The sequence below is a fragment of the Noviherbaspirillum sp. genome, assembly GCF_035254865.1.
Taxonomy (GTDB): Bacteria; Pseudomonadota; Gammaproteobacteria; order Burkholderiales; family Burkholderiaceae_D; genus Noviherbaspirillum.
Genome location: NZ_DATFAF010000005.1, coordinates 1 through 24619, shown reverse-complemented (window position 1 = coordinate 24619; position 24619 = coordinate 1). Strand labels below are relative to the sequence as shown.

The following is a 24619-nucleotide window of genomic DNA, read 5'->3' as shown; positions in this document are numbered from 1 at the left end:
ACTGAATCGGCGGGTGTGCTCGTCAGAATGCCTGATTAGCGCTCGTGTCGGCCGATAGCGCATCCCACCAGGAAAGAACAGCTTCGGCGCTGCAGGGCAGTGCGGTGAATTCGCCCGCCGTGAAGGCGGACCATTGCGGCAGGAAACGTTCCGGTACGGGAATGAGAACGGGGATGCCGGCCGAAATCGCCAGCGCGATCTCGTCATGCAGGCCCTTGCCTTCCACTTCTTGCGCGCCGTATTTGTTGAAGACCACGAGGGACGGCCCCTTGTCGATGGCTTTCCGGACGATCGACGACGCTTCGGCCATGGCGGCCGCATCCAGGCGGCAGGCTTTCGAGCCGCCGCCGAGATTCTGCGAGATCGACATCCGCGTGGAGGAGGGAAGCAGCTCCAGCTCCATGTCGCAGGCCCCGCGGGCATGCTGGATGGCACCTGCCAGCGCCACGCCGCGCGCCTGGAACGCACGCACGACCTGTTCCAGCATCGGGGCAGGGTCGGCGTCGGGGGTGTAGATCAGGGCGGCGGAGTGTTGTCGTGTCATGGCACTGGTTTGGAGCGCAAAGGGCGGTGCGGGCCATTATATCCATGCGAGCGGCCGCCTCCTTGCGATCGGTCTATTTCGGAATCAGGAATACCGCCTTTTCCGTGACGGAGATGGCCGCGTTGCGCTCTTCGCGCACGACAAAGCGGATCGGCATCGAGCCCGACTGGCCGGATTGCGGCATGACCTGTACGCGCACCGGCACCGCCTTGGTCGTTGCGGCCGGCACATCGAAGTCGTCGTCGGAAGACAGCTTGATGCCGGGCAGGCCGCTCACCTCGATGATGTAGTGGTGCGGGCGTTCGTCGGTATTCATCACTTGCAGGCGGTAGACGTTTTCGATCGCGCCTTCCTCCACCAGGCGCGGCAGGCCGCGATCGCGGATGACGTCGACCTTGAGCGGCGTGCGCAGCGCCAGCGACAGGCCGGCGGCGAAGATGATCGTCAGCAGGATCGTGAAATAGATCAGCGTGCGCACGCGCAGCACGCGGCGCCATATGCCTTGCCTGTCGAGCTTGTTGTTGATCGCGTACTGGGTGGTGTAGCGCACCAGGCCCTTTTCATAGCCCATCTTGTCCATCACCTGGTTGCAGGTGTCGACGCAGGCCGCGCAGGCGATGCATTCGTATTGCAGGCCGTTGCGGATGTCGATGCCGGTCGGGCACACTTCCACGCATAGCCCGCAATCGACGCAGGAACCCAGTCCCAATGCTTTCGGGTCGGCCTTCTTGCCGCGCGCGCCGCGCGGCTCGCCGCGTTCGGTGTCGTAGGTGATGATCAGCGTGTCCTTGTCGAACATCGAGCTCTGGAAGCGCGCGTACGGGCACATGTACTTGCAGACCTGCTCGCGCATCCAGCCGGCCTGGCCATAGGTGGCGAAGCTGTAGAAGCAGATCCAGAAGGTTTGCCACGGGCCGAGGCCGAGTGCGCCGATTTGATGCGCGAGCGAGCGTATCGACGTGAAGTAGCCGACGAAGGTGAAGCCGGTCCAGCCCGCGACCGCCAGCCAGGAGCCGTGCTTGGCCGCCTTCAGGCCGAGCTTGCGTGCCGACAGCGGTTCGCGGTCGAGGCGCATGCGCGCCGCGCGATCGCCTTCGATCTTGCGCTCGATCCACATGAAGATTTCCGTGTACACCGTCTGCGGACAGACATAGCCGCAGAACAGGCGGCCGGCGACCGCGGTGAACAGGAACAGCGAGAGCGCCGATACCACCAACAGGGCGGACAGGTAGATGAAATCCTGCGGCCAGAAGATCAGGCCGAAGATATGGAACTTGCGCGCGTCGAGGTCGAACAGCACCGCCTGCCGGTCGTTCCACATCAGCCAGGGCAACCCGTAGAACACCGCCTGGGTCAGCCAGACCATGATCCAGCGCCAGCGCACGAACGCGCCTTTCACGGAACGCGGATAGATCTTTCTCCGCGCCTGATACAGGCTCTGTTCGACTTGCTGCGTCTCGACCGCCGGCGTGATCGGGATGACCTTCAGATTCTGGCTGCGCATTCTGTTCTCCTGTGCATCAGGCTTCGCCTTGCTCGTCCTTGCCGATCACGATGCGGGTATCGCTCGCATACATGTGGCGCGGAACCGGCAGATTGTCAGGCGCGGGCTTGTTCTTGAAGACGCGACCGGCCAGGTCGAAGGTCGAGCCGTGGCAGGGACAAAGGAATCCGCCCACCCAGTCGTCGGGCAGCGAAGGCTGCGGGCTGCCGCCGAACTTGGCGGTGGGGGAGCAACCGAGATGGGTGCAGATGCCGACCGCGACCAGGATGTCGGGCCGGATCGAACGGTGGACATTGCGTGCGTATTCGGGCGTCATCTCATCCTTGTTGCGCTCCGAAGCGGGATCCGCCACCTGAGCTTCGGTGGCTTTCAGCGAGGCCAGCATTTCCGGCGTGCGCTTGAGTATCCAGACCGGCTTGCCGCGCCATTCGACGGTCTTCATTTCTCCCGGCGCGAGATCCGCAATGTCGACCTCGACCGGCGCGCCGGCGGCCTTGGCGCGTTCGGAGGGCTGGAAGGTCCTCACCAGTGCGCCGACTGTCGAAACGGCCGGTACTGCGGCGGCGACCCCGGTGGTAATCAGCAGCATGCGCCGCTCGTTATCCAATTGTGCTTCGATGCTCATCGCGCTCCCATGATTCATTCAATGCCGCGGCTCGCGGCATTCCCTGATCCGGCTGTACGCAACATGCGTGCCACGCGCGGCTGAAGCGTGGAGAGGCGCGCAAATCATTGTTTTTACGATGAATTTGGAAGAGCGGGCGGCCGCCGCGACGAGCGCTGTCAGGGCTGACTGTCAAGTCATGACAGTGTTTGGCAGCGCAGCGGCGCAAGCGCCCAAGGGTGCGGATACATGCTTGTGGCGCTTTGATTGATATCGATCATCTGCAAACCAGGATTGCTGACTAGCATGATGTTAGATGCCGCCTGTCCGTGAACAAGGCCCGGCCCGCGCATGCTGTCCACGCATCGCCCTGCCATCACTGACGGCATGGCAGCATGTGGCATGCCGCGGGCGCAGCGAAGCCGGCTCCAAGTGCTTGAAACGAAAGCGATTCGACATCGGGCCCCGGCTTGGCACGCATCTTGAGTAACTGCATGACGGTTCAACAAGAAAAAGAGCATTACCGTGACCGACCGACGCTTGCTCCTCGAACTGAGCATTGTGCTCATCCTGAAGATGCTTTTGCTTTTCGCGCTGTGGTGGATGTTCGTCCGTGACGAGCGGGTGAACGTCGACGCCGAACATGCCGCGCGCGCCATCGTCGGCGCCACTATCACCACTGTCGCCACCCCCGCAACACCTGAACAACAAGGAGCGCAACATGGCCGCTGAACAACTGGTCGATCTCTCGCGCCTGCAGTTTGCCGCTACCGCGATGTATCACTTCCTGTTCGTCCCGCTCACGCTCGGCATGGTCTGGATCCTGGTGATCATGGAGAGTGTGTACGTCATGACGGGCAGGGTGGTGTACAAGGACATGACGCGCTTCTGGGGCAAGCTGTTCGGCATCAACTTCGCGCTCGGCGTCACCACCGGCATCACGCTGGAATTCCAGTTCGGCACCAACTGGGCTTACTACTCGCACTACGTCGGCGACATCTTCGGTGCGCCGCTGGCGATCGAAGGCCTGATGGCCTTCTTCCTTGAATCGACCTTTATCGGCCTGTTCTTCTTCGGCTGGGACCGCCTGTCGCGGCAGAAGCATCTGATGGTGACCATCCTGCTCGCCATCGGGAGCAATCTGTCGGCGCTGTGGATCCTGGTCGCCAACGGCTGGATGCAGAATCCGGTCGGCGCGCACTTCAATTACGTGACCATGCGCATGGAACTGAACGACTTCTGGACGGTGCTGTTCAATCCCGATGCGCAGTCGAAGTTCGTGCATGCGGTGTCGGCCGGTTATGTCACCGGCGCGATGTTCGTGCTGGCGATCTCGTCGTGGTATCTGCTGCACGGGCGCGACGTCGAATTCGCCAAGCGCAGCTTCCGCATCGCGGCGGCATTCGGCCTGGCCTCGGCCTGTTCCGTGATCGTGCTGGGCGACGAGTCGGGCTATACCGTCGGCGAGGCGCAGCAGACCAAGCTGGCTGCGATGGAGGCGATGTGGGAAACCGAACCCGCGCCGGCGCCGTTCAACCTGATCGCCTTCCCCAACGAAGCCGAGATGAAGAACGATTTTGAGCTGCAGATTCCCTGGGTGATGGGGCTGATCGGGACGCGCTCGCTGGACAAGCAGATTCCCGGCATCAAGGACATCCAGATCAAGAACCGCGAACGCATCGTGTCGGGTATCGAAGCCGTGAAGGCGCTCGAAGCCTTGCGTGCGAATCCGCAGAATGCGGCGGCAAAAACAAGCTTCGAGCGACACAAGGCTGACCTCGGCTTCGGCCTGCTGCTGAAGAAGTATGTCGGCAGCATGGACCAAGTGACCCCTGCCGTCGTCGACAAGGCGGTGAAAGACACCGTGCCGCGCGTGACGCCGATGTTCTGGTCCTTCCGCGCCATGGTGGCCATCGCCTTCGCGATGCTGCTGCTGTTCGTGCTGTCCACCTGGTATTCAATCACCGGCGCGTTCGTGAAGAAGCGCTGGCTGCTGAAGGCTGCGTTGTGGTCGCTGCCGCTGCCGTGGATCGCCTGCGAGCTGGGCTGGTTCGTCGCCGAATACGGACGGCAACCGTGGACCATCTATGGCGTGTTGCCGACGCATCTCTCGGTGTCAACGCTGTCGGTGGCGTCCCTGTACGGTTCGCTCGCCGGCTTTGTCGGTTTCTATACATTGCTGCTGATTGCCGAGATGGTTCTCATGGTGCGCTTCGCGCGCCAGGGGCCGGGCAGCCTGGGCACCGGCCGTTATCTCGCCGAAGCGGCATAGGAGAACATCATGCTGGATTACGCAAGTCTGAAAATCATCTGGTGGCTGCTGGTCGGCGTGCTGCTGATCGGCTTCGCCATCATGGACGGCCATGACATGGGCGTCGGCACCTTGCTGCCTTTCGTCGGCAGGGACGACACCGAGCGGCGCATCGTCATCAACACCATCGGCCCGCACTGGGACGGCAACCAGGTCTGGTTCATCACAGGCGGCGGAGCCATCTTCGCCGCATGGCCGCTGGTGTACGCGACCGCATTTTCCGGATTCTACTGGGCCATGCTGGCGGTACTGTGGGCGCTGTTCTTCCGGCCGGTCGGATTCGACTACCGCAGCAAGATCGACAACCCGGCATGGCGCTCGGCCTGGGACTGGGGCTTGTTCGCCGGAGGCGCAGTGCCGCCGCTGATTTTCGGCGTGGCATTCGGCAACCTGCTGCAAGGCGTGCCGTTCCACTTCGACGACAACATGCAGGTTTTCTATACCGGGTCATTCTTTGCGCTGCTCAATCCCTTCGCATTGCTGTGCGGCGTGGTGTCGAGCGCGATGATCACCTTTCACGGCGCGATCTACCTGGCGCATCGCACGGACGGACTGGTGCAGGAGCGGGCGCGCATGGCTGCAATGGTGTTCGGCGTCCTGATGCTGGTGGCATTTACCGCCGCCGGCATCTCGCTGGTCGTCGGCGGGCAGGGTTACGTGATTACGTCGCCGGTCGATGCGGCCGCCGCAGTGAGCCCGTTGTCGAAGACCGTGGTGCGCGAATCCGGCGCCTGGCTGGGCAACTATCGTCGCCAGCCATGGGACATGCTGGTGCCGGCATTGGCCTATGTCGGCACGTTCGCGGCGCTGCTGCTGAGCTTGCGCGGCAGGACGCTCGCTGCGTTCGTCGCGTCATCCGTGGTGCAGCTGGGCGTGATCGGCACCGCAGGGGTATCGATGTTCCCGTTCGTGATGCCCTCGTCGACCGACCTGCGGTCCAGCCTGACGGTGTGGGACAGCGTGTCCAGTCATCTGACTCTGAACATCATGTTCTGGGCGACGATGATACTCATGCCGATCGTGATTTTCTACACGAGCTGGGCGTACAAGGTGATGGCGGGCAAGGTCACGGCCGGCAGCATCTGGAAGGACAAGCATTCGGTCTATTAGGAGCGTGTCATGTGGTATTTCGCGTGGGTATTGGGAATAGGGTTTGCGGTGCTGCTTGGGATTCTTAACGCGATGTGGGGCGAGAATGAGGAGGCGCGGGTGAAGGCGGGGCTTGAGGAGGGGGTTTTCTTCGGTGATTCAGCGCTGTAGGTTCTTCGTGGGGGCTTGCCGGGACCGGCCCCGGCGGGCCGCTCACTTTTTTGCTTCGCCAAAAAAGTAAGCAAAAAAGGCGACCCTACTGCCGACGCCCGCTGTGCGGGTTCCCAAAAGTGCGCCTGTCAAAACGGGAAGCGAAACAAACTCGCCTTCGGCTCAGACAGGTTTCGCTTCTTGATCCGTTTTGACAGGCGCACTTTTGGCGTCGTCAGAAAGGGGGGAGTCTAAACCCATCCCCACCCCGACCCTCCCCTTGAAGGGGAGGGAGTTGGATAGTCCTTTATCGTTGTCAAACGCAAGCTAAAGAGCGAACATCTCCCTCCCCTTCAAGGGGAGGGCCGGGGTGGGGATGGGTTTCATCAGCCCCCCTTGAGAAGCTGCCGACAAAGCGATGTGCAAAGCGGATAAAGAAGCGAAATCTGTTTGAGCTCCGAGCATAGCGAGGGCGAGTTATTTCGCTTCCCGCTTTGCGCATCGCTTTGTCGGGAACCCCGCAGGGGCAGCGTCTTGGGGTCGCCTTTTTTGCCTCCTTTTTTGGCGAAGCAAAAAAGGAGGTGGCCCGCAGGGGCCAGTCCCGGCTAGCATCCACGAAGAGACATTAGCACCGAATCACCGAAGAAAAAACAATCCCAAAACCTAATCCAACCCCAGCGCCTTCAACCTCCGATACAAGGTCCGCTCACTCATCCCAAGATGAAACGCAAGCTCCTTGCGCGTCCCACGGAACCCCGCCATGACCTTCCGCAGGCGCTCGTCCGATTCCCCCTGCAGTCCGCCAGCATGCACCAATAACACCGGCCGTTCGACTGCCTTCATGCCCAGATCCGCCGGCAAATGCTCCGGACGAATCACGCCGTCGTCGCAAAACAGCATCGCGCGCTCCAGCACATTGCGCAGTTCGCGCACGTTGCCCGGCCATGCATATGACTGCAACTGCTTCATCGCGACAGGCGCCACGTTGATGCGCCCCTTGCCGCCGGGCCGGCGCTGCAGGATGGAGTTGACCAGCAGCGGAATGTCGTCGACGCGTTCGCGCAGTGCCGGCAGGTGAATCGGGAAGGCGCTGATGCGGTAATAGAGGTCGGGCCGGAAGCGGCCGTCGGTGATCATTTCCTTCAAGGGCTTGTGGGTGGCGGCGACCAGGCGGAAATCGGCGCGCAGCGTCTCCAGCCCGCCGACGCGGCGGAAGGCGCCGGACTCGATCAGGCGCAGCAGCTTGACCTGCATCGCCAGCGGCACGTCGCCGATTTCGTCGAGGAACAAGGTGCCGCCCTGTGCGGTTTCCACCAGCCCCTGCTTGCGGGTGTTGGCGCCGGTGAAGGATCCCTTTTCGTGGCCGAACAGTTCGCTCTCGAACAATGTCTCGGTCAGGCCGGAACAATCGACCACGACGAAGGGGCCGTTGGCGCGATCGCTCATCTCATGCACGGCACGCGCGAACAATTCCTTGCCGGTGCCGGATTCGCCCTGCAGCAGGACCGGCAGCATGGACGGCGCGACCCGTTGCAGGGCGGACAAGGCTTCGTTGAACGGGGCGGAGCATCCGACCAGCCCTTCCGCGCTCGGCCTTGCAGAAACGCTGCGAACCACCGCCAGCCGCTCGACGTAGGCCACGACTTCGTGCTGTTCGTCGAGGATGGGGCGCAGTTCCACATCGACGTGTTCCGGACCGCGCGGGGTATGGTGGACATGCAGCACGCGGTCCGGGCCGCGCTTTTCGTAGGCTTTTTTCATCGGACAGTGCTCGCCCGCGCGGTCGCAGGGGACGTCGTAATGATGCGAGATGCGGTAGCACTTGTGTCCGATATACGGCTTGTCCGCGGTCGCGAACTGCCGCTGGTAGGAGGTGTTTGCGGCGAGGATGTTGTACTCGGGATCGAGCACGATCATCGGTTGCGCTTCCTGTTCGAGGAAGGAAACCAGGGCCTGCACTTGTGGTGCCGAGCGCAGGGTGGTGCCGGAAACCGGGGGGAGGGAAGAACTGCTCATGATGGCTCCTTGTCTGTTTTCACTGTGACGCGTGCTGCCATCACTGTCAAGGAGCTATGTCAATGGCAGCAGTGGTGCTTGCCGATTTCGGCCGCCACCCGGCATCACTCCAAAAACCTCCTATGAAATCAAGGATGTATCGCGCATGCAGGATGGGATCCGGATCTGGTATGTCTCTTGCACAACTCCCGCCGGGGCGTGCGTTATTTGCCGGAGAAAGATCATGATCAGCAGTCGCCGCATGTACGTCGAGGGCTTCTTCGATCCGCTGACGCGGGCCGTCAGTTATCTCCTGCTCGACACGGTGTCGCGTCACTGCGCGCTGATCGACAGCGTGATGGATTACGACGCGCGCACCGGCAACATCGGCGGCGCCAATGCCGACAAGCTGGTCGCGCGCGTGCAGGCCCTCGGGGCGACGGTGCAGTGGATCCTCGAAACCCACGTGCATGCCGACCACCTGACAGCGGCGCATTACCTGCAGCAGAAGCTCGGCGGCAAGACCGGCACCGGACAGCAGGTCATGGCGGTCCGGCAGATGTTCGGCAACCTGTTCAATGGCGGCGCCGATGTCTCCGGCGACGACAGGCAGTTCGATCATCTGTTTGCCGACGAGGAATGCTTCGAAGTCGGCTCCCTGACATGCCGTGCGCTGCATACGCCCGGCCACACGCCGGCCTGCATGACCTACGTGGTGCGCGAGGAGAACGACATCGTCGCCTTCGTTGGCGATACCTTGTTCATGCCCGAACTCGGTACGGCGCGCTGCGATTTTCCGGGCGCCAGCGCACGCGCACTGTATCGCTCCATCAACCGGGTGCTGAGCCTGCCGCCATACACGCGTCTGTACATGTGCCACGGCGCCCAGTCCGATGGCGGCGAAGTGCAATTTTCCAGCACGGTCGCCGAGGAGCGCGAGACGAATATCCACGTCCGCGACGGCGTCAGCGAAGAGGAGTTCGTTGCCTTGCGCGCGCGGCAGGATGCCGTGCCGGACGTGCCGGACCGGTTCCTGCCTTCGGTCCAGGTCAATGTGCGCGCGGGACGTTTTCCGAATTGGAAGACGAGAACTTTCAATCCTGAAACTTCCGGCTGAAGTGGCGTTATCGGTCTGCAGCGGCATTGCCGCCATAACCTTGCCACGATTCACGCAACTCCGGGCAAGAGCCGGCGCGACAATTTACAAACGCTTGTAATTTATATTTGATCGAATGTAGTTGCGCTCGCAACAAGCGTGGCAATCAGTGCATTGCCGCGCCCGTCTTTGTTCCTGGTTGAGGTCGTCGCACCCTCCGTAAAAGCGCTGGCATCCGACTTGCGTCAAGGTGAACCCGCGATTGAATTGCACCGGGCAAATCTGTCGGCTTTTGTCGGATGGCATCCATGGCGCAGGCATTCAGCCAACCTGAGATTCTTGCAATCAAGCTGTTCTTTCTGGCTGCGGCGCTCTTGCTGGCCGCAGCGGTCGCTGCTGCGCGCTGGGCCATGTCGCCGGCCGACGCAATCCATCAGCCGGTGCTGCAACCGATTCCTTTCAGCCACAAGCATCACGCGGGCGACGATGGCATCGATTGCCGCTATTGCCATACCTCGGTCGAGAAATCCTCGTTCGCCGGACTGCCGACCACGCAGATCTGCCTGACCTGCCATTCGCAACTGTTCCGCGATGCGCCGATGCTGTCGCCCTTGCATGAGAGCGCGCGCACCCAAACGCCAATCCGCTGGAATCGCGTGCACGACCTGCCGGACTTCGTGTTTTTCGATCACAGCATCCATGTCAGCAAGGGCGTTGCCTGCGTCGAATGCCACGGCCGCGTGGACCAGATGCCGCTGACCACGCGGGTAGCGTCGCTCGACATGCAGTGGTGTCTGGAATGCCACCGCCACGCGCAGCAGCACATCCGGCCGAAGTCCGAAGTGTTTTCCATGACCGCTGCGCGGCCCTCGCCGCAGGAGGCCGCGCAGCTGGCCCGCCTGTACCACCTGCAGGACACGCGGCGGCTGACCGATTGTTCGACCTGTCACCGCTGACCATGAGCCGCCGTCCGCCCATTCCTATCACGCCGATGGATGCCGAGCCGCAGAGCGCGGAGCGGCGCCGCTTCCTGAAGATCATGGCGGCGTCCATGGCGCTGGCGGCCGGCGGCTGCGGCGGCCCGCCGCGCGAGCCCATCCTTCCCTACGTGCAGATGCCGGAAATGCTGGTGCCCGGCCGGCCGCTGTACTACGCCACCGCATTCATGCACCGCGGCTACGCGCAGGGCGTGCTGGTGGAAAGCAACATGGGGCGGCCGACCAAGGTGGAGGGCAACCCGCATCACCCGGCCAGCCTCGGCGCAAGCGGCGTGTTCGCGCAGGCGTCGGTGCTGCAGCTATGGGACCCGGACCGTTCGCAGACCGTGCGGCAGGGCGCGACCTTGGCGACCTGGGACGCCTTCAAGACGAAGCTGCTGGAACGGCGCAAGGCGTGGCAGTCGGACGGCGGGGCCGGCTTGCGCATCCTCACCGGGACTGTCAGTTCACCCACGCTGGCGGCGCAGATCGCGGCGCTGCTCCAGCGCTATCCGAAGGCGCGCTGGCATTGCCACGATCCGCTGCATGACGACGCCGGGCATGAGGCAACGCGCCTGGCCTTCGGACAGCCGGCGGACCTGTTGCACCGTTTCGACCGGGCCGCCATCGTGTTGAGTCTCGATGCCGATCCCTTCAGCGACTGGCCGGGCGGCATACGCTACGCGCGCGACTTCGTGCAAGAGCGGCGCAGCAGCGCGGCGCAATTCGACAAGCGCTTGTACACGCTGGAGGCGTCGCCGGGCCTGCTCGGCGCGATGGCGGACAACCGCATTGCGCTGCCGCCGCACGATATCGAGAGAACCGTCTGGCGCATCGCCGCGCGATTGGGAATAGCGGGACTGCCGCAGGTGCTGCCCGCAAACGACGCACGCGCCGCCAAATGGGAAGAGGTGCTGGCAGAGCGGTTGAACCGGCATCGCGGCGCATCGCTGATCGTGGCGGGCGGCAGTCTCTCATCTCAAACGCGCGCACTGGTGCACTTGATGAATGCGCATCTCGGCAACTTCGGCAAGACGATCATGCCGATCGCACCGGTCGAGGCCGGTCCGCAGAACCATGCGGAATCGATTGCAACGCTGGCCGAGGACATGCATGCCGGCGCGGTCAGCTCGCTCGTCATGCTCGACACCAATCCCGTGTATGACGCGCCGGCCGACATCGGCTTCGAGCAGGCATTGCGCAAGCTGCCGTTCTCAGTGCACCTCGGCCTGTATCGCGACGAAACCGCACGCGTGTCGACCTGGCATTTGCCGCAGGCGCATGGCTATGAACAGTGGAGCGACGGGCGCGCGTTCGACGGCAGCGCCTCGATCGTGCAACCGGTGATCGCGCCGCTGTATGGCGGCCGCTCGGCGCACGAGTTGCTCGACCTGGTATCCGGAGAGGGCGAGCGCTCCGCTTATGCGCTGGTGCGCGGCTTCTGGCAAGCCAGGATCGGGGCCCACGATCTCGATGCATTCTGGGAAGCGGCGTTGCGCAAGGGCGTGATAGACGGCAGCGAACGTGCCGCCTTGACGCTGCGTCCGGCGCGCTCGGTGCCGCCGCCCGGCTTTGACGGTCCTGCATTGCGCGCACTGTTCGCACCCGATCCTTCGGTCGGCGGCGGCGAATATGCGAACAATGCCTGGCTGCAGGAACTGCCCCGGCCGTTCAGCACGCTGACCTGGGACAACGCGGCCGTGATCAGCGAAAACACCGCCCGGTCATTGAGGCTGCAAACCGGCGACGTGGTGCGCCTGTCGCTGGCCGATCGCACGGATGCGACGGCCGATGCGACGATTGAGGCGCCGGTATGGGTGTGGGCAGGGCATGCGGACGGCGCGATGACGCTGCACCTGGGTTACGGGCGGCGCGCGGCCGGGCATGTGGGCAATGGCGTCGGCTTCGATGCCTACCGGCTGAAGACGCTGCGCGGACCGCATGCGCTGAAGCTGGAAAAGACCGGCCGCCAGATTACCTTTGCCACCACGCAAAATCATCAGCGCATGGAAGGGCGCGACATCGTGCGCATGGCGACGCTGGAGGAATTCCGCCGCAATCCGCATTTCGCCAACGACGAGCCGCGCGAACGCACGCCGGAAATCAGCCTCTACGCCGAGTGGCAGTACAAGGATTACAAGTGGGGCATGGCGATCGACCAGAACGCCTGCATCGGCTGCCGCGCCTGCACCATCGCCTGCCAGGCGGAGAACAATATTCCGGTGGTGGGCAGGGAAGAGGTGCGCCGCGGGCGCGAGATGCACTGGATACGCGTGGACCGTTACGACATCGGCCCGGCCACGCAGGTGCGCAGCGCATTCCAGCCGGTGCCCTGCATGCATTGCGAGACCGCGCCCTGCGAGGAAGTGTGCCCGGTGGGCGCGACCGTGCACGACAGCGAAGGGCTCAATGTCCAGGTCTACAACCGCTGCGTCGGAACGCGCTTCTGCTCGAACAACTGCCCGTACAAGGTGCGCCGTTTCAACTTCCTGAAGTACACCGAGACCAGCCTCGACCGCCCCGCACCGGCCTACAACCCCGAGGTCACGGTGCGGCGGCGCGGCGTGATGGAGAAATGCAATTACTGCCTGCAGCGCGTCACGCGCGCGCGCATCGAGGCGGAAAAGCTCGGGCGGCGCGTGCAGGATGGGGAAGTGGTGACGGCCTGCCAGGCCGCGTGCCCGACCGAGGCGATCGTATTCGGCGACTTGAACGATCCGGGCAGCAAGGTGAATCGGGCGAAGGCATCGCCGCTCGATTACGCGCTGCTGGCGGAATTGAACACGCGGCCGCGCACCACCTATGCGGCGGTGGTGTTGAACCCGGATGATGCATTGGGCTGAAGGAGGCACCCCGGCAATCATGGAACACGCATCGGAACAGGCTCCCGTCTCCAAAGACATCGGCGTGCTGCGCGCCGGTTGGGGCTATGCGAGCGTGTCGGACAAGATTGCCGGGCTGGTGCTCACGCGCCCGGTGCGCTGGCCCTGGCTGACCGCGTTTCTGTTCACTTTCGCCGGCACGCTGGTGTTCTTCGGTGCGACTGCCTGGCTGTTCACCAAGGGCATCGGCATCTGGGGCGTCGACATTCCGGTGGCGTGGGGTTTTGCGATCGGTAACTTCGTCTGGTGGATTGGCATCGGCCATGCGGGCACCTTCATCTCCGCCTTCCTGCTCCTGCTGCGGCAGAAGTGGCGCACCTCGATCAACCGCTTCGCCGAGGCGATGACGCTGTTCGCGGCGGGCATCGCGGGACTGTTTCCCATCCTGCATCTCGGCCGCCCGTGGTTCTTCTACTGGCTGATTCCCTATCCCGACGTGATGAACGTGTGGCCGCAATGGCGCAGCCCGCTGGTGTGGGACATCTTCGCGATCAGCACCTACCTGATCGTGTCGCTGCTGTTCTGGTATGTCGGCCTGATTCCCGACCTGGCCACGCTGCGCGACCGTGCCTGTGCGAAGGGGCGACGCGGAGCACGCTTCGCCTACGGCCTGCTGGCGCTGGGCTGGCGCGGCGAGGCGCGGCACTGGGCGCGCTACGAAAGCGCCTACCTGCTGCTGGCCGGGCTGGCGACGCCGCTGGTGATCTCGGTGCATTCGGTGGTGTCGCTTGATTTCGCCATCGGCAACACGCCCGGTTATCACTCGACGATTTTTCCGCCGTACTTCGTGGCCGGCGCCTTGTTCTCGGGATTTGCGATGGTGCTGACGCTGGCGATTCCGCTGCGGCATTTCTTCGGCTTGCAGGATTTCATCACGCAACGCCATCTCGCGAATGCGGCCAAGGTGATGCTGGCGACCTGCCTGATCGTGATCTACGGCTATGCGTCGGAGATCTTTACCGCCTTCTACAGCGGCGACGAATTCGAGCAATACATGACGATCAATCGCTGGACCGGACCGTATGCGCCGGTGTACTGGGCCATGATCGTCTGCAATGTGCTGCTGCCGCAGCTGCTGTGGTCGCGCCGCGTGCGGCACAACGTGGTGCTGTTGTTCATCCTCAGCCTGATCGTCAATCTCGGCATGTGGATGGAACGCTTCCTGATCGTCGTATCCAGCCTGCATCGCGATTTCATGCCTTCGGCCTGGGGCATGTTCTATCCGACCGTGTGGGACTGGACGCATCTGTTGGGCTCGATCGCCTTGTTCGTCTGGTTGTTCCTGCTGTTCATCCGCTTCCTGCCGGCGATTTCGATCGCCGAGATGCGCGAACTGGTGCATGAAAGCGCGGAGAAGAAGACATGAGCGCGACACTCTACGGCCTGATCGCGGAATTCCGCACCGGCGACGCACTGCTGGAGGCGGCACGTCGCGCGCGGGACGAGGGCTACTGCGCGGTGGAAGCCTATGCGCCGTATCCGGTCGAGGGCATCGCGGAGGCCGTCGGTTTCCCGCGGCAACGCGTGCCGCTGTTTGCGCTGCTGGGCGGGATCGTCGGCGCCGCGGGCGGATACTTTTTGCAATGGTATTCGGCGGTCATCGATTATCCGATCAATGTCGGCGGCCGTCCGCTGCACAGCTGGCCTTCCTTCATTCCGTCGACTTTCGAGCTGGCCATCCTCGGCGCCGCGCTGGCTGCGGTGTTCGGCATGCTGTTCGCCAACGGCTTGCCGCGCCTGTATCACCCGATCTTCAACGCGCCTGATTTCGAACAGGCGACGCGCCATCGCTTCTTTCTTTGCCTGCCGATTCATGATCCACACTTTCACGAAACGCGCAGCAGGGATTTCCTGCAAAGCCTGCAGCCCATGTCGGTCAGCGAGGTGCCGGCATGAGGATGCTCGCCTGCCTGTTGTGCGTGCTCTGCCTGACCGCATGCGAAAAGGCCATGCAGGACATGTACGACCAACCGAAATACAAGCCCTTTGCACAAAGCGCGCTGTTCGCCGACGGCAATTCATCGCGGCCCTTGCCGCCCGACAGCGTGCCCTACGCCAGCGGACCCTTCGCGGGCACATCCAGCGGACGCAGCGGTGAAAACGAGGTGGCGCAGAACAAGGCGGCATTGGCGGCAAAGACCAATCCCTATCCGGTCACGCTGCAATTGCTCAGGCGCGGGCAGGAACGCTACTCGATCTATTGTCTGCCATGCCACAGTCCGGCGGGCGACGGCGATGGGCTGGTGGCGCGACGCGGTTTCCCGCATCCGCCGTCCTACCACAGCGAGCGTTTGCGCCAGGCGCCGGACCGTCATTTCTTCGATGTGATGAGCAATGGCTACGGCATCATGCATTCCTACGCCGACCGCGTCGCGCCTCCCGACCGCTGGGCCATCGTCGCCTACATACGCGCCCTGCAACTGAGCCAGAACGCCGACGCGAAACAACTTCCGCCCGATGCGCGCGAGCATCTTGCCTCCAGCGGGCAAGGAGGGCGGCCATGAAGACCGCAGGCATGATCGTGTTGGCAGTGCTGTGCATCGCCGGCTGGTGGTTCGCGCGCACCGCATTCCTCGCGGCTTATCTTGCGGCATGGTGGTTCTGCTCGGGATTGGTGATGGGCGGGCTTGCCAATGTCTGGGTGCACAACCTCACCGGCGGTACATGGGGCGAAGCGATCCGCGCGCCTCTGCTGGGCAATGCGCGTCACATGTGGCTGCTGGCCGTGCTGTTCCTGCCGCTGCTGTTCGGGATGCAGGACCTGTATCCGTGGGCGCTGCATGCAGCGAATGGCTCGCAGCGCTGGGCGGGCGAACTGCAGGTAAAGAGCGCCGGCTTCAAGAGCGCATGGCTGACGCCGTGGTTCTTCATCCTGCGCAGCGTGGCCTATCTCCTCGTCTGGTCGCTGCTGGGGCACCTCAGTCAGCGTGTGGCGCTGCAACGCTCGCCGCGCTTTTCCGCTGCGGCATTGATCGTGTACGGGTTGACCGTCAGCCTTGCCGCGGTGGACTGGATCATGTCGCTGATGCCGCTCTGGTATTCCAGCGTGTTCGGCCTGCTGGCGGGCACCGGTCAGATGCTGTCCGGCATGGCGCTTGCCGTGCTGCTGGCCACGCGCAGGCATCCCTTGCCGGCGGCCATGGTATTCCGCGACCTCGGCAATCTGCTGCTGATGTATGTGATGACCTGGGCGTATCTGGCATTCACCCAGTTCCTGATCATCTGGTCGGCCAACCTGCCGCATGAAATCGTCTGGTATGTCGCGCGCATGCATGGCGGCTGGCTGCTGATTGCGTGGCTGCTGGCCTTGTTCCATTTTTTCCTGCCCTTGCTGATTCTCTTGTTTCGCCATGCCAAGGAAGCACCGCTGTTGCTCGGGTGGCTGGCGGCCGGCTTGCTCGTCGTGCATTTGCTCGACGTGTGCTGGATGATCCTGCCCTCGCTGTCACCCGGCTGGATGCAATGGGCGTGGAGCGTGCCGCTCGCCGTGCTCGCGTTCGGCATGGCGGCATGGATCGCGATGAACAGGCAAGCAGTGGAGGCGGGCCATGTCTGAGCCGCAGCAGTCTGCGCAGCATGAGACGGCCGGCATCCATGTGCGCGGCGTGGTGCTGGGGGCGGCGGCGATTGCGCTCGGCATTGGGCTGGCGGCGCTGGCCTCGTATTTTCTGTGGAAGCGCTGGAGCGTGCAGGCCGAAGCCGTTCCCTCCGCCGCATCTCCGGAGTTGCAAAGCGCACCGCAGCAGGAGCGCGCACGGTATTTCGCCGAGAAGCAGCACCTGCTCACATCCTGGGGTTGGATAGACAAGCAACGCGGCATCGCGCGCATCCCGGTCGACGAGGCGATGCGCATCATGGCCTCGACAACAAGGGAGCAGAAGTAATGCACGGGCTGGCGAAGCATTTCCATGCGTGGCCGACGCCGCTGCTGCAGGTTCCGTTGCTGTGTCTTTGTCTGCAGTCATCCCTTGCCCAGCCGGTCGCCGCGCCGCCGCCGCAGATGCAATACGAGCAGCGTCTCGATGCGCAACTGCCGCTGTCCGACGCGTTCACCGACGACAGCGGACGCATCGTCAAGCTTGGCATGTTCTTCAACAAGGAACCGGTGGTGTTGATACTCGGCTATTACCATTGCCCCAACCTGTGCAGCACGCTGATGGATGGCGTGATGGAAACCTTGTCCGAAGTCGGATTGCCGCGCCATGCGTATCGGGTACTCGGCGTGAGCATCGACCCGACCGAGGATGCGGCGCTGGCCGCGCGCAAGAAGGCGTCGTACGCCGGTCTGGTCGCGCGCGCCGGCGGCGACCTGCATCTCCTGACCGGCAGCAAGCCGGCGATCGACACGCTCGCCAGTAGTGCGGGTTTCCATTATGCCTACGACCGGTCGATGCAGCAGTACGTCCATCCGGCCGGCTTCCTGATTGCCACGCCGGATGGACGCATCGCGCATTACTTCATGGGCGTGCGTTTCGATCCGCATGATGTCCGCCTCGCATTGATCGATGCATCGTCCGGCCGCATCGGCTCACCGGTCGATCAACTGTTATTACTTTGTTCGCACTACGCGCCGGTGAACGGACGCTACAGCGCGGCAGTGATGACCATGGTGCGCCTTGGGAGTCTCGCGGTACTGGCGGCGCTCGGCATCTGGATATGGCGAAAGCGGAGGAGGGCGGCATGAACAGCAGCTTCCACCTGCTGCCGCAGAGCGCATCCACCGCGGCCGCCCGTTATGACAGCCTGGCGCTCGCCTTGTTCATTCTCATCGGCATTGTCGCTTTGGCCGTGACGGTGCTGATCGTTTATTTTTCGATTCATTATCGCAAGGGTTCGCGCGCCGATCGCAGTCATGCGCCGGCGCGCGGCCGCAGGATAGAGATCGCCTGGACCGTGATCCCGCTGCTGCTGTTTCTCGGCACCTTTGCCTGGGCTGCCTTCGACTTCGCGCAGCTCTATCGGGAGCCGCCCAATGCGATGCCGGTCTTCGTGGTGGCGAAGCAATGGATGTGGAAGCTGGAACACGCCAACGGCCGGCGCGAAATCGATGAATTGCACGTGCCGCTCGGCCAGCCGGTGCGGCTCGTGATGACGTCGCAGGACGTAATCCACAGCTTCTTCGTTCCCGCCTTCCGCATCAAGCAGGATGTGCTGCCGGGACGCTATACGACGATCTGGTTCACGCCGACGCAGACCGGCGAATTCCATCTGTTCTGCGCGGAATACTGCGGCACCGATCACGCCAACATGCGCGGACGCATCGTGGTGATGCCGCAGAGCGAATTCGCCGCATGGCTGCAAGGCGGCAACACGCAACCGGGCATGGCGGCGCACGGCTTCGAGCTGTACCGGCGCTACGGCTGCAGCGGCTGCCACGAAGCGCAGTCCTCGGTACACGCGCCCGACCTGCGCGGCCTGCTCGGACGCAGCGTGCACCTGCAGGACGGCCGCACCATCGTCGCCGACGAAGCCTACATCCATGACTCCGTGCTGCTGCCGAAAAAGGACGTGGTCGCGGGATACGAGCCGATCATGCCCACCTTCGCCGGGCAGATCAGTGAGGAAGACTTGATGGCGATCATCGAATACATTCGCTCCACCGGAGGCAGCAATGCACGCACGGGTCAATGACAGCGCGGCACTTGATTACCTGAGCGACGGCTTTTCGCTCAAGTCCTGGCTTACCACCAATGACCACAAGCGCATCGCCTGGCTCTACATGGTATCGATCACCGCCTTCTTCTTCGTTGGCGGCGTGGCCGCCGCCATGATCCGGCTTGAGTTGGCCACGCCGCAGGGCGATCTGGTCTCGGCGGATACGTACAACCGGCTGTTCACCGCGCATGGCGTGATCATGGTGTGGCTGTTTCTGATTCCATCGATTCCCTCGGTGCTCGGCAACTTCCTGGTGCCGATGATGATCGGCGCGCGCGACCTGGCCTTTCCGCGCCTGAACCTGACGAGCTGGTACATCTACGTGCTGGGTGGCGTATTCACGCTCGGCGCGCTGATCCTGGGCGGCGTCGACACCGGATGGACTTTCTACACGCCGTTCTCGACCATGTTTTCGAAGAGTAACGTGATCCTTGCCATCACCGGCGTGTTCATCCTCGGCTTCTCCTCGATCCTGACCGGGCTGAACTTCATCGTCACCGTGCATACCATGCGCGCACCCGGCATGACCTGGTTCCGCCTGCCGCTGTTCGTGTGGGCCAATTACGCCACCAGCATCATCCTGGTGCTGGCCACGCCGGTGCTCGCAATGACCTTGGCGCTGCTGGCGGCCGAGCGCGTGCTGCACGTCGGCATCTTCGATCCGGCGCTGGGCGGCGATCCCTTGCTGTTCCAGCACCTGTTCTGGTTCTATTCGCATCCGGCGGTCTACATCATGGTGCTGCCGGCGATGGGCGTGGCGAGCGAAATCATTCCCTGCTTCGCGCGCAAGCGGGTGTTCGGCTACCGCTTCATGGCCTACGCGATTCTCGGCATCGCATCGATCGGCTTCCTGGTGTGGGGCCACCACATGTTCGTGTCCGGCCAGTCGATGTACGGCAGCATGGTGTTTTCGCTGCTGTCCTTCCTGGTGGCGATTCCGTCCGCGATCAAGGTATTCAACTGGACCGCGACGCTGTACAAGGGGCGCATCAGCTTTACCGCGCCGATGCTGTACGCGCTCGGCTTCGTGGGCCTGTTCACCATCGGCGGCCTGACCGGCCTGGTGCTGGCCTCGCTGGCGCTTGACGTGCACCTGACCGACACCTATTTCGTGATCGCGCATTTTCACTACATCATGGTCGGCGGCTCGGTCATGGCCTATCTCGGCGGCATCCACTTCTGGTGGCCGAAGATGACCGGGCGCCTGTATCCCGAGATGTGGGGACGCGTCGCGGCACTGATGATTTTCTTCGGTTTCAATCTGACCTTCTTCCCGCAATACCTGCTTGGCTATGAAGGCATGCCGCGCCGCTATCATGCCTATCCGCCGGAATTCCAGTTGCTCAACATCCTGTCGTCGGCCGGCGCGTCCATTCTCGCCGTCGGCTATCTGCTGCCGCTGGGCTACCTGCTGTGGTCGCTGTTCTATGGCAAGCGCGCCGACGCCAATCCCTGGCACGCGACCGGGCTGGAGTGGCAGACCAGTTCGCCGCCGCCCAAGCACAACTTCGATAGAACCCCGACGGTGCGGCGCGATGCCTATCTCTACGATCCGCAAAGCGGAACGGAGTCGCCGCAATGAACTCATCCGGAACCCAAGTCGCCGAGCAGTTCGACAGCGCCGCGCAGCAAGGCGAGGCGGCCACGCTCGGCATGTGGGTCTTCCTCGCCACCGAACTGATGTTCTTCGGTCCGCTGTTCTTCGGCTACTTCTACGGCCGCACGCATTTTCCGGAGGGCTTCGCGGCAGCCGGCCGGCATACCGATGCCTTGCTCGGCACCATCAATACCGCCATCCTGCTGACCAGCAGCCTGTTGATGGCGCTGGCGGTGCAGACGCGCAATGCCGGCGCGACGCATGTGACCCAGCGCCTGCTGCTCGGTGTGGCGGCGCTCGGCATCGCCTTCATCGTGATCAAGGGCATCGAATATCGGCATGAATGGCAGGAACACCTGTTTCCCGGCGCAGGCTTCGCCTTTCCCGAGAAGGCGCACGCCGACGCAGCGCAGATCTTCTTCTTTCTCTACTTCGCGATGACGGCGCTGCATGCCTTGCACCTGACGATAGGCATCGTCATGGTCGCCGTGTTCGCGCTCGGCTTGTTGCGCGGGGCGCGTCGCTTCGCCAGTGCCGAGCGCCTGGAAGCCGCCGGGCTGTACTGGCATTTCATTGACGTGATCTGGATTTTTCTCTATCCGATCCTGTACCTGCTGGGGAGAAGCGGATGAATTCGACCATATATCGTCGCAGCCTTCTGGTCTGGCTCGCGCTGATGGTCCTGCTGCTGCTGACGGCCGGCAGCGCATTCCTGAAACTCGGTCCTTGGAACAGCGCGATCAATCTCGTGATCGCTGTCGTCAAGGCCTTGCTGGTGGCGATTTTCTTCATGCATCTGCGCAGCGCGTCGGCGCTGGTGCGTATCGCCGCCGTGACTGCCTTCTTCATGCTCGCCTTGCTGTTCGGTATCAGTCAGACCGACTACGCAACGCGCGTGATGCAGCGGGTTCCGTGGCAGACGCCGCCACATGCACAGGACGCGGGAGCATAGATCATGCACGGTCAGGTTGTCGTCATCACAGGGTCCTCGGCCGGCATAGGCCGCGCCACCGCAGTCGAATTCGCGAAGCATGGCTGGCGCGTGGCGCTGCTCGCGCGCGGCACCGACGGACTCGAAGGCGCGCGCGAGGAAGTTGAACTGGCCGGCGGCGAAGCGCTGATCGTGCCGACCGACGTGGCCGACCATCGTCAGGTCGAGGCGGCGGCGGCCATGGTGGAGCGCGAATGGGGCGCGATCGATGTCTGGATCAACAACGCGATGGCGACCATCTTCTGCGACGTGCTACATATCTCGCCGGAAGATTTCATCCGCGCCACCGAAGCTACCTATCTCGGCGCGGTATGGGGCACCATGGCCGCACTCAAGCGCATGAAGCCGCGCAATCGCGGCGCCATCGTGCAGGTCGGGTCCGCCCTGGCATACCGCTCGATTCCGCTGCAGGCGCCGTATTGCGGCGCGAAGAGCGCGATTCGCGGCTTCACCGACTCGCTGCGCTCCGAACTGATCCACGACAAGAGCAAGGTGCACCTCACCATGGTGCATCTGTCGGCATTCAACACGCCGCAATTCGACTGGGGCCGCACCTGTCTCCCCGATCAACCCAAACCGCTCGGCAAGATCTTCCAGCCGGAAGTGGCCGCGCGCGGCATCTACTGGGCCGCGCTGCACCGGCGGCGCGAGTTGTGGGTAGGCTGGCCAGCGGTGCAGGCGATACTCGGCACGCGCGTGATCCCGGGTTTCCTCGATCGCATGCTGGCCTTCAAGGCGTACGAGGGACAGGAGAGCAACAAACCGATTTCGCCCGGCCGGCGCGACAACTTGTACGAGCCGGTGCCGGGCGATCACGGCGCGCATGGCAGGTTTGACAGCCAGGCGGTGACGTGGAGTGCGCAGCTTTGGTTGAACACGCATCGGTGGACGATCATGGTGGCAGTGCTCGCGCTGATCTTGTTGGTGGGGATTGTGCTTTAGTGCGCTGATGCAATCGGGTGTGCGACTGGGTGCTTAAGATTCACTTCAGGTGAGAGGTGCATCGTCTCATCGTGCCGCTGCGGGCTCAACGAGAGCCAGCCAGTCATACCCTTGAAAGGAAGCATTATGAAAACGTCCTCGCTGAAAACTGCTTTTGCTGTCGCACTGTTCGCTGCGTCGATCTCCGTGTTTGCCTCGTCCGACAAGAATACTGTCCAGCCTGCGGATCAGGTCGTCGCGAGCTTCGATCGGCTCCTGAGCCATGCGCCCGCCGCGATGCCGGCGACTCTTCCGTCGGCATCCGAAGCCGACCCCTTGCTTGCCGGCTTGAGCTCGGTGCTGTGGGAGCAGTCTTCCTATCACTTGCCGGTCAGATCGGCTTCGCTCTCCCTGAAACCGGGCAGGGAACAGTAAACCTGGCCGCTGTCATCGCCGCGTGGTCGGCGCGGCGATTGGTCGCGTAGAACCCGGCGGCGACGCCGGTGCCTTGCCGTTGCGCACCTTTACGCTACCTCGGCCAGGACGCGCGCATCCCTTGGCTGGCGGCCCGGCATCGCCCCACGATGCTGTAGGAATGCGCGCAGAATGGCCTGTTCGACCTTCACCCTGTCGTTGGGCCTGCAGCTGTAGCGCAGCACCAGGGTCACTTCATGCGCGCAATGCAATTCCAGAAGCACGCGTGGTTCCGCCGATGGCAGGTTGACCAGATCACGTGATTCGAGCTGCTTCAGGTGCCTGTCGGCGTCCGCCAGCCAGGGGGAACATACTTCTCTGGCGGCCTGTAGCAGTGCTTTTTCCAGCGACAGCAGATCCTCGGAAGGGCTGGCAGCGATGTTCAGCAGGTTGATGACATAGGCGCCGGTGGCGGTCAGATTCTTGACGGGATGGGTCAGAAGCAGCGAGTTGGGCAGCACTGCAGTACGCCCTGTGAGCTGATTTCCCGCAAGGGTTTCGGCGATCGTCGTCACCAGGAGATCAGTGTCGAGTACGCGTCCTTTGGCATCTCCCATCTCGATAAAATCGCCGACACGATATGGTCTTGATATCGCCAGCATTGCGGATCCCAGCACGTTGGAGAGAAATTCCTTGCTGACGATCAGGACGGCGCCGGCCACGGCGGCCAGCGAGAGGGCGGCGCCGGCGATCTTGGTGGCCCAGATGGAGCCGACGGCAAGCAGCGTGGCGGCCATGATCAAATTCTTTGCGAGCACCAGGTTGCCGCGCCGGTGTTCGACGTCGAGTATGGTGGAGCTGCTCAATCTCGCGCGCTTTTTTGAGATCCGCCACACGATCGCCGCTACGCTGACGGAAGCGAGCGTGGCGATCATGCGACCGGGTTCAGTATGCGCGAAAGCGCCAAGCAGGGCGGATAGCTCCGGCCAATTCATCATGTCATCGCCTCTTGGGAAATTGGCCGTGCAAGCGATGATCCGCGAGCCGCGGCATGCACATGTCACAAGCCAGTTGTCGAATGAATTCGAAGGCTTCCGTCGACGCATGACACAAGACTAATGTTGTCGAGCGGAAGCCTTGTCTAGGACGACGTGGGAGGCAAATAGTTCAGGAGGGTGCTTGCAATGTGGATCAGATCGGTCTGGCAAACAGGGCAATGGTCAGCGCGGCACCGATGCAGACGATCGCGATGCGCAGCAATTTTTCATTGACGCGATGAAGTGCCCATGAACCCAGCAGGCCGCCGACAATCGCGCCGGCGCCGAGCGTGATGGCTTCGAGCCAATGCAATTGCGGAGATGCCAGGAACAAGGCCACGGCGGAGGCATTCATCACGCCGGCAAGCACGTTTTTTGTTGCGCCGGCATTGCGGGTCGGCAGCCCAGCCATCGTCAGCGCGGCGATCATCAGGATGCCGATGCCGCCGCCGAAGTATCCGCCATAGATAGCGATCAAGAACTGCGCGAACGCTGTTGCGACCGGCCCGAGATGCATGCCGGAGCTGGCTTGCCCGCGAAAGAAGCTGCCCCAGGCGAACAAGACAGTGGCAAGCAGGACGAGCCATGGCACCAGTCGGGCGAATACGACGGGGGAGGTCTTGAGCAGCAACAGGCCGCCCAGCGCACCGCCCAGGATGCTGATCACGAAGAGTGCCCAGAAGGGCAGTTTGCCGACACCCGTGACCAGCTTGCGGCCGGCGAGGCCGGTGGTCACCTGCCCCGGAAACAGGGCGACGGTAGAGGTGATGTTGGCAGCCAGCGGCGTCATGCCGGACAACATCAGCGCCGGCAAGGTCACAAATGAGCCGCCGCCGGCGAGCGAATTTTGCA

25 protein-coding genes are annotated in these 24619 nt (G+C 63.1%); 19 read left to right on the top strand and 6 right to left on the bottom strand.

Annotation, left to right across the window (positions count from 1 at the left end):
• Positions 1-22 precede the first annotated feature (22 nt).
• From VJ651_RS01440 to petA, 3 genes are all read right to left on the bottom strand, one after another.
• A complete protein-coding gene (locus VJ651_RS01440) occupies positions 23-544 on the bottom strand; it encodes a DUF2478 domain-containing protein (RefSeq protein WP_324105717.1) in 522 nt (173 codons plus the stop codon).
• Between the two features lie 73 nt (positions 545-617).
• Positions 618-2048 (bottom strand): cytochrome c oxidase accessory protein CcoG, encoded by a 1431-nt coding sequence (ccoG, locus tag VJ651_RS01435; protein ID WP_324105716.1) that lies wholly within the window; start codon positions 2046-2048, stop codon positions 618-620.
• 16 nt (positions 2049-2064) lie between these two features.
• The gene (gene petA, locus VJ651_RS01430) at positions 2065-2673 is read right to left on the bottom strand and encodes a ubiquinol-cytochrome c reductase iron-sulfur subunit (RefSeq protein ID WP_324105715.1); all 609 of its coding nucleotides are present in this window, start codon (positions 2671-2673) and stop codon (positions 2065-2067) included.
• A gap of 504 nt (positions 2674-3177) precedes the next feature.
• On the opposite strand from petA, the gene cydP reads away from it, so the two are divergent.
• From cydP to cydX, 4 genes are read left to right on the top strand one after another with little or no spacing between them, the layout of a single operon-like run.
• Complete coding sequence (cydP, locus tag VJ651_RS01425; protein WP_324105714.1) at positions 3178-3384, top strand: cytochrome oxidase putative small subunit CydP; 207 nt, start codon at positions 3178-3180, stop codon at positions 3382-3384.
• A complete protein-coding gene (locus VJ651_RS01420) occupies positions 3374-4924 on the top strand; it encodes a cytochrome ubiquinol oxidase subunit I (RefSeq protein WP_324105713.1) in 1551 nt (516 codons plus the stop codon). Before cydP ends, VJ651_RS01420 begins: the two co-directional genes overlap by 11 nt.
• Before the next feature lie 9 nt (positions 4925-4933).
• Complete coding sequence (cydB, locus tag VJ651_RS01415; protein ID WP_324105712.1) at positions 4934-6073, top strand: cytochrome d ubiquinol oxidase subunit II; 1140 nt, start codon at positions 4934-4936, stop codon at positions 6071-6073.
• A gap of 9 nt (positions 6074-6082) precedes the next feature.
• Entirely contained in the window at positions 6083-6223 is a 141-nt protein-coding gene (gene cydX, locus VJ651_RS01410; protein WP_324105711.1) for a cytochrome bd-I oxidase subunit CydX, read from the top strand.
• 642 nt (positions 6224-6865) lie between these two features.
• On the opposite strand, the gene VJ651_RS01405 is transcribed toward cydX, so the two are convergent.
• Positions 6866-8218 carry a sigma-54 interaction domain-containing protein gene (locus VJ651_RS01405; protein WP_324105710.1) on the bottom strand — a complete coding sequence of 451 codons (1353 nt, stop codon included), beginning with the start codon at positions 8216-8218 and terminating at the stop codon, positions 6866-6868.
• A gap of 223 nt (positions 8219-8441) precedes the next feature.
• Here VJ651_RS01405 and VJ651_RS01400 point away from each other — a divergent pair, with 223 nt between their 5' ends.
• The 15 genes from VJ651_RS01400 (at position 8442) to VJ651_RS01330 (ending at position 22751) form a co-directional block, all read left to right on the top strand.
• Positions 8442-9314, top strand: coding sequence for an MBL fold metallo-hydrolase (locus VJ651_RS01400; RefSeq protein WP_324105709.1), 873 nt, complete (start codon positions 8442-8444; stop codon positions 9312-9314).
• A 287-nt stretch (positions 9315-9601) separates the two neighbouring features.
• Positions 9602-10249: a cytochrome c3 family protein gene (locus tag VJ651_RS01395; RefSeq protein ID WP_324105708.1), complete on the top strand. Its 648-nt coding sequence runs from the start codon at positions 9602-9604 to the stop codon at positions 10247-10249.
• Positions 10228-13113 carry a 4Fe-4S dicluster domain-containing protein gene (locus VJ651_RS01390; protein WP_324105707.1) on the top strand — a complete coding sequence of 962 codons (2886 nt, stop codon included), beginning with the start codon at positions 10228-10230 and terminating at the stop codon, positions 13111-13113. Before VJ651_RS01395 ends, VJ651_RS01390 begins: the two co-directional genes overlap by 22 nt.
• 19 nt (positions 13114-13132) lie before the next feature.
• The gene (gene nrfD / locus VJ651_RS01385) at positions 13133-14518 is read left to right on the top strand and encodes an NrfD/PsrC family molybdoenzyme membrane anchor subunit (protein ID WP_324105706.1); all 1386 of its coding nucleotides are present in this window, start codon (positions 13133-13135) and stop codon (positions 14516-14518) included.
• Positions 14515-15048: a DUF3341 domain-containing protein gene (locus tag VJ651_RS01380; RefSeq protein WP_324105705.1), complete on the top strand. Its 534-nt coding sequence runs from the start codon at positions 14515-14517 to the stop codon at positions 15046-15048. The genes nrfD and VJ651_RS01380 overlap by 4 nt, the downstream gene beginning before the upstream one ends.
• A complete protein-coding gene (locus VJ651_RS01375; RefSeq protein WP_324105704.1) occupies positions 15045-15656 on the top strand; it encodes a cytochrome c in 612 nt (203 codons plus the stop codon). Before VJ651_RS01380 ends, VJ651_RS01375 begins: the two co-directional genes overlap by 4 nt.
• Positions 15653-16708, top strand: coding sequence for a hypothetical protein (locus VJ651_RS01370; RefSeq protein ID WP_324105703.1), 1056 nt, complete (start codon positions 15653-15655; stop codon positions 16706-16708). The genes VJ651_RS01375 and VJ651_RS01370 overlap by 4 nt, the downstream gene beginning before the upstream one ends.
• Entirely contained in the window at positions 16701-17036 is a 336-nt protein-coding gene (locus VJ651_RS01365) for a hypothetical protein (RefSeq protein ID WP_324105702.1), read from the top strand. The genes VJ651_RS01370 and VJ651_RS01365 overlap by 8 nt, the downstream gene beginning before the upstream one ends.
• Positions 17036-17836: an SCO family protein gene (locus VJ651_RS01360; protein WP_324105701.1), complete on the top strand. Its 801-nt coding sequence runs from the start codon at positions 17036-17038 to the stop codon at positions 17834-17836. Before VJ651_RS01365 ends, VJ651_RS01360 begins: the two co-directional genes overlap by 1 nt.
• Complete coding sequence (coxB, locus tag VJ651_RS01355; RefSeq protein WP_324105700.1) at positions 17833-18783, top strand: cytochrome c oxidase subunit II; 951 nt, start codon at positions 17833-17835, stop codon at positions 18781-18783. Before VJ651_RS01360 ends, coxB begins: the two co-directional genes overlap by 4 nt.
• Positions 18764-20389 (top strand): cytochrome c oxidase subunit I, encoded by a 1626-nt coding sequence (gene ctaD, locus VJ651_RS01350; protein WP_324105699.1) that lies wholly within the window; start codon positions 18764-18766, stop codon positions 20387-20389. The genes coxB and ctaD overlap by 20 nt, the downstream gene beginning before the upstream one ends.
• Entirely contained in the window at positions 20386-21036 is a 651-nt protein-coding gene (locus VJ651_RS01345; protein ID WP_136416318.1) for a cytochrome c oxidase subunit 3, read from the top strand. The genes ctaD and VJ651_RS01345 overlap by 4 nt, the downstream gene beginning before the upstream one ends.
• Positions 21033-21356 carry a cytochrome C oxidase subunit IV family protein gene (locus VJ651_RS01340; RefSeq protein WP_136416320.1) on the top strand — a complete coding sequence of 108 codons (324 nt, stop codon included), beginning with the start codon at positions 21033-21035 and terminating at the stop codon, positions 21354-21356. The genes VJ651_RS01345 and VJ651_RS01340 overlap by 4 nt, the downstream gene beginning before the upstream one ends.
• A 3-nt stretch (positions 21357-21359) precedes the next feature.
• A complete protein-coding gene (locus tag VJ651_RS01335) occupies positions 21360-22337 on the top strand; it encodes an SDR family oxidoreductase (RefSeq protein WP_324105698.1) in 978 nt (325 codons plus the stop codon).
• Between the two features lie 126 nt (positions 22338-22463).
• Positions 22464-22751, top strand: coding sequence for a hypothetical protein (locus VJ651_RS01330; protein WP_324105697.1), 288 nt, complete (start codon positions 22464-22466; stop codon positions 22749-22751).
• An 89-nt stretch (positions 22752-22840) separates the two neighbouring features.
• On the opposite strand, the gene VJ651_RS01325 is transcribed toward VJ651_RS01330, so the two are convergent.
• Together VJ651_RS01325 and VJ651_RS01320 are read right to left on the bottom strand one after the other, a co-directional pair.
• Positions 22841-23728, bottom strand: a complete 888-nt coding sequence (locus VJ651_RS01325; protein ID WP_324105696.1) for a mechanosensitive ion channel family protein — start codon at positions 23726-23728, stop codon at positions 22841-22843.
• Positions 23729-23921: 193 nt separating this feature from the next.
• The coding region (locus VJ651_RS01320) for a sulfite exporter TauE/SafE family protein (protein ID WP_324105695.1) at positions 23922-24619 on the bottom strand (698 nt) is incomplete at its 5' end.